Consider the following 4,812-nt stretch of genomic DNA (forward strand, 5'->3'; position numbering starts at 1 on the left):
AAACTGAATAGTTGATATAGTAGTAGACAAAATTATTCATGTAATACTGAATTCTAGATATATCTAATGAATCATCAGTTTTCTTATGTTTTGACTTTTTTTCTACAGCAATAACTGTTTCTTTTAAATGTTGTACCTGATTAGATAAGCCAATTGCCCTCAATGATCCAAAAAATCCTACAATAAATAACAAACCTAAGATACCATAGACAATAAAATTGGCTGTCCTTTGCTTTACTTCTTTTGTCTTAGGCTGTTTACCTCCCTCTTCTTTCTTTGTATATCTCAATAGAAACTTTTTTATTTTTTGTATATCAATCATTTAACCCCTTTCTATAAAATAAAAAAGCAGTCACTTTTTTTAGCGACTACTTCTACTTATAATGATCTCTAAAAGATAAAAAATAGATTTCTCCATCTTCTATCATATAAATCAACCTATGTTCTTCTGTAATTCTTCGAGACCAAGCCCCTGAATAATGGTATTTTAAAGGTTCTGGTTTTCCAATGCCTTCAAATGGGTCTCTTTTAATATCTTCTATCAAACGATTAATTCGTTTCAAGATTTTTTTATCTTCCTGTTGCCAAGAAACATAATCTTTCCATGCTTCTTCAGTAAAATTAAACATCTTCTACCTCAATTAAACCATGTTTAGTGACTTGCTTCTCTTTAACTTGTGATATACCATTAATAACCTTATGTGATAGATAATCATTTTCCATCAAACGAATCGTTTCTTGTAAACTTTCCCAGCTATCTTGAGATAAAACCACTATATTTTCATCAGGATTTTTATTAACTACAATCAAAGGCTCAAATTCATCATTGACCTTCTTCATATAATCTTTTAAATTATTTCTAAAATGTGAATAAACAATAGCCTCCATATTAATCACCTCAACTTTACTAGATATGTTGTTATTATATCATTTGACAACATGTTGTACAAGTTTTGGTTTTGATAATCACTAAATAAATAACTTACAAATGATAACAATACATAAATTATCGTTAAGCTTCCAATTACCTCCTCATTCTGTTTTTAACACGTAAAAACCTTTTGAGGTGTTTAATACTATTCCTTCTTCAATATAAGCATTTAAAGCATTTACCCAAGTTACTGACCGTTGCCAAAAATCAATTAAAGAATCAAATTCAACTTTCCTTAAGATATATTTCATTACTTTATTTTCATTATTTGACAAAAATATATAATATTTTGTCACTATTGAATGAACTGATAAACCTTTTTTCAAAAGATATTGAACAATATAGTCATCACCATCATAAAGTCCTTCAATACATCTTTTTAAAAGATAGACTTCTGTAAGTGACATAATCCTATCAACATTCCAATCAGAAAAACCACAAATAAAAAAGGCATCATCCTTAATGCCTTTTTCTATCATACGGTTTCTTACTTGATTTTCCGTAAACTGCATGATGTCTAACTCACATAAAAATTGACTTCTACCTTTTTCACGAGTCCTTATAATTGCAATCATTATCTACTTACCCTGATATTTCGACATATCCGTAGTCTGAAAAACCACCTTGGCTTTCTAAGTCAATATCTCGACCATAAGCTTCATGATCAAAATACATCTCCAGAGCCTCTTTACCAACTCCTTGTACGCCTAATTCATCGAAATAATATTCACCTAGTTCTCGTCTAGTTGTGACATCAGACAGTAAACAACAATCACCAAAATTAAAATCATAATCCACAAAGTCTGAGGCAGTATAACCTATTACCTGATGCACTGCTTTAACAAGTTCACTATCAACATTCTCTACCAGTTCAACAAATTGATTAATCATCTCAATAGAATCATGTTCTTTTAGTAACTGACAATCCGAATCTGCAATAATATACTCTAAATCATCTTCTTCACGAAGCCCCAAAGCTAACTTAAGCTCACTCATTTCCACAGGAAAACAAACTAACGTAGCTCTACCAGTTTTTATATCTCTAACAATTGCACTAACATCCATTTTTGACACTCCTTAATTAAAAAAGGAGCAAGCCATTGACTTGCTCTCACCCTTAATGAAATTCTTGTAGTTTATGACCAATCGCTGACATAGACTTATGAGCCTTATTAATCATATTATTTTGGTAGTAGTATGATTTCAAATGTTGTTGAATCATGTCGACCATATAATCTGGTAAAGTCAATTCTTCACGCTTTTTAAGTAAGCTATTTAACTCTCCAGCTTTTTCCCATGACTGTTCATACTGATGGCTGACCAACAGCTCTGAAAGCTCCTGAGTAACCACTAACAACTTTTTATCTGCTTCTGAACGTGTTCCTGACATTTTATTTTCCTCTTTTTTCTTTAGACTCTAACAATAAATCAACCTATTACAGTTGGACATCTAATTTTCATAATTTTCACCCACAAAAAAAGAACTCCTATAAAGAAGTTCTAATTACTCATATATAAATTACATTACGAGGATTCAATACAGAAAGTTAAAAATTCATCTAAATTACTCTTATTTGAAGAAATTAACTTATCTCTTAGCTCTTTTATCGTCTCCACATCCTGCTCCCCTCGTTCTACAGGAAACAGCTTTTTTTAGTGTCTCTTTTCTTTATCATTCTTAGCATACCAATAACCAATATCATTAAGGACCTCCTCGAAATTGCTATCATTCCATATAGGAACAATAAAATCTTTTTTCCAATCTTTTACAAATAATGTAGAACTCTTATAGGAATCTATCTTTTCCTGCGATGTATCATCAATAACAAAACATTTACATCCAATCCATCATTAAAGGTACGATATTCCTTATCTGCAATTTGTAATTTTTCTCCAAAGTTTAAACCAATTTTTGCCATATTTCTAATCCTCTACTTTCCTTATTTCACTTCAATAAGCTTTTCAGCCCATACATTTTTTGCAGGTTCAATATTTCTACCATTAATTGTATTGTCAATAAACAATAATCTTTTTTAAAACCCAAAATGACAAATCCCTTGATTTTACTAGATATTTTTATTTAGAAATTAAATTTAAATTACTTTAATTACTAATAGGGACATCTAACTCAACAAAAAAAGCCCTAGGGATGGGGCTTTTAGTGTTCCTTGAAGTGGATTCGTTGCGATTTTAAATAAAATTTTTGATAACCTCAAATTCCTCTTTTTAATGCAAAGTTATTTATAAAGGCTAGCTTATCATAGGAGGTTACATTCCATTTAATAACCATCTTCTATTTGATAAGCACACTATCAAAAAACTAATTACACTAAGGCATATCATATAAGGAACAATTATAAAAAAGTCGGTTAAATCAATAGTCATCGGATGTGAGAAAAGTTTCCCTATTATTTTATAGAGAGAATTTGAAGCATCAAAAATAGCAGATACTTTAAAAATTCCTCCAATTGCCACTAAAATAATGGATGTAATCCAATAAAAAATAGTAACTCCAATAGAAACTAGCATATTAGAAAACAGGATACTAATAGTTGAGACGACTAGTAGATACTGTAGAACAACGAGTGAAAATAAGATTGTAGTTGTTAAAAAATAAAATAGTGAATATCCCCAAAGCAATGAAGCTAATATATTGCAAACTATTATAGCAATAAAAAATTCTGAAAATAATACTAACAGTTTAGTATAAAAGTATTTAGTTAGATGATACCCTGAAAAATAGTGATATAAAATACATTTGTCAGAGTAATCTTTATTAAAGAAATATACAATGACAAAGCCGAATATTAAAAATCCAAATTGGGTAAATACTGTGTAGGTACTAAAGTAAAATTCTCCCAAAGTTAAATGTCTTATTTTATCTATCCCTACTGGTAAAATATATCCTAATACATAGGTCAAAGCTACAGTAGATATAATATAAAATAATGTTCTACCTCTTATAGACTTTCTAAACTCCAATCCTAACATTTTTTATTCTCCTAAATACCAACTAATAGCATCATCTAATGTGTCTACTTTACAAATTTTTTGATTATCAATTAGAAAATAGTTTCCCTTTAAAGACCTGATATTATTGATATCATGTGAAATATTAATAATAATTTTTTCGGGATAATACTGAATATAGTTTTGCAAAAATACGTTTATCTCATCAACAGACTTTTTATCTAAAGCATTAGTAATTTCATCAAGTATAATAATATGCTTGTCTAAAGACAACAAAACTAATAATTTCACCTTTTGTTTCTGCCCATCACTTAATTGCTTTAACTTAACCGTTTTACTTATTTGATTAATATTCAATAACTGATAAATTTCTTTAGAAAGCTTCCACGGAATTGTCCTTTCTAAATCGTTAATGGTAACATCACTAGGAAGATTAGAATAACTCGAAATAATCAGCGTGTCTTCATAAATATCATTTGAAAAATAATTCCCTCTATTTATGATAAAATCTTTAGCTAGTTGAGATTTACCTGATCCATTCCTACCTAAAAGATGATTTATTTCCCCTTCTTCAAAGTCTAAGTTAGTATTCTCTAAAAGTATTCTATTTCCTATTTTTAAGGTGTAATTATTAATAAACATAGCTACTCCAATTTACTTATTTCAGACAGCAACCTATCCATAAAGATTAAACTCTAATTAATGGGCTGAACCAGCAACCCATCTATTTTTTGAACTTCTTACAAAATACCATAAATCGTTTACATTGTCTAATTCGTTTTTCTTAGTTAGAACTTTTGCAAAGCTCATATCATTTAGAATTGGTTTTACTTCTCTCTGAATATTTTTTTGTTTCATAATTATTTCCTCCTTAAATTATGTGGACAGGTCACTCTCTGAAATAAGTAAAA

9 protein-coding genes and 1 pseudogene are annotated in these 4,812 nt (G+C 29.2%); all 10 read right to left on the bottom strand.

The genetic code is table 11. The features are described 5' to 3' along the window. Positions 1–322, bottom strand: a pseudogene (locus HMPREF9171_RS112325) (conjugal transfer protein); the annotation flags it as partial. Between the two features lie 52 nt (positions 323–374). Next, on the bottom strand, positions 375–629 hold the full coding sequence (locus tag HMPREF9171_RS112320) for a Txe/YoeB family addiction module toxin (protein WP_000481712.1): 255 nt from the start codon (positions 627–629) through the stop codon (positions 375–377). After that, on the bottom strand, positions 622–888 hold the full coding sequence (locus tag HMPREF9171_RS112315; protein WP_000387490.1) for a type II toxin-antitoxin system Phd/YefM family antitoxin: 267 nt from the start codon (positions 886–888) through the stop codon (positions 622–624). Before HMPREF9171_RS112315 ends, HMPREF9171_RS112320 begins: the two co-directional genes overlap by 8 nt. Before the next feature lie 144 nt (positions 889–1,032). Then, positions 1,033–1,506, bottom strand: coding sequence for a hypothetical protein (locus tag HMPREF9171_RS112310; RefSeq protein ID WP_000560386.1), 474 nt, complete (start codon positions 1,504–1,506; stop codon positions 1,033–1,035). 7 nt (positions 1,507–1,513) lie between these two features. Next, positions 1,514–1,996, bottom strand: a complete 483-nt coding sequence (locus HMPREF9171_RS112305; RefSeq protein ID WP_000383283.1) for an antirestriction protein ArdA — start codon at positions 1,994–1,996, stop codon at positions 1,514–1,516. 52 nt (positions 1,997–2,048) lie between these two features. Further along, positions 2,049–2,321, bottom strand: coding sequence for a hypothetical protein (locus HMPREF9171_RS112300; RefSeq protein WP_000017153.1), 273 nt, complete (start codon positions 2,319–2,321; stop codon positions 2,049–2,051). 406 nt (positions 2,322–2,727) lie between these two features. Continuing rightward, positions 2,728–2,850 carry a hypothetical protein gene (locus HMPREF9171_RS1000000114170; protein ID WP_001871886.1) on the bottom strand — a complete coding sequence of 41 codons (123 nt, stop codon included), beginning with the start codon at positions 2,848–2,850 and terminating at the stop codon, positions 2,728–2,730. Positions 2,851–3,199: 349 nt separating this feature from the next. Next, complete coding sequence (gene yydJ / locus HMPREF9171_RS112295) at positions 3,200–3,922, bottom strand: YydJ family epipeptide exporter permease subunit (RefSeq protein ID WP_000901036.1); 723 nt, start codon at positions 3,920–3,922, stop codon at positions 3,200–3,202. 3 nt (positions 3,923–3,925) lie between these two features. Beyond that, complete coding sequence (gene yydI / locus HMPREF9171_RS112290; RefSeq protein ID WP_000470461.1) at positions 3,926–4,543, bottom strand: YydI family epipeptide exporter ATP-binding subunit; 618 nt, start codon at positions 4,541–4,543, stop codon at positions 3,926–3,928. A gap of 57 nt (positions 4,544–4,600) precedes the next feature. Then, positions 4,601–4,759, bottom strand: a complete 159-nt coding sequence (locus HMPREF9171_RS112285; protein WP_000810831.1) for an epipeptide YydF family RiPP — start codon at positions 4,757–4,759, stop codon at positions 4,601–4,603. Positions 4,760–4,812 lie beyond the last annotated feature (53 nt).

This window comes from Streptococcus agalactiae ATCC 13813 (genome assembly GCF_000186445.1).
GTDB lineage: Bacteria > Bacillota > Bacilli > Lactobacillales > Streptococcaceae > Streptococcus > Streptococcus agalactiae.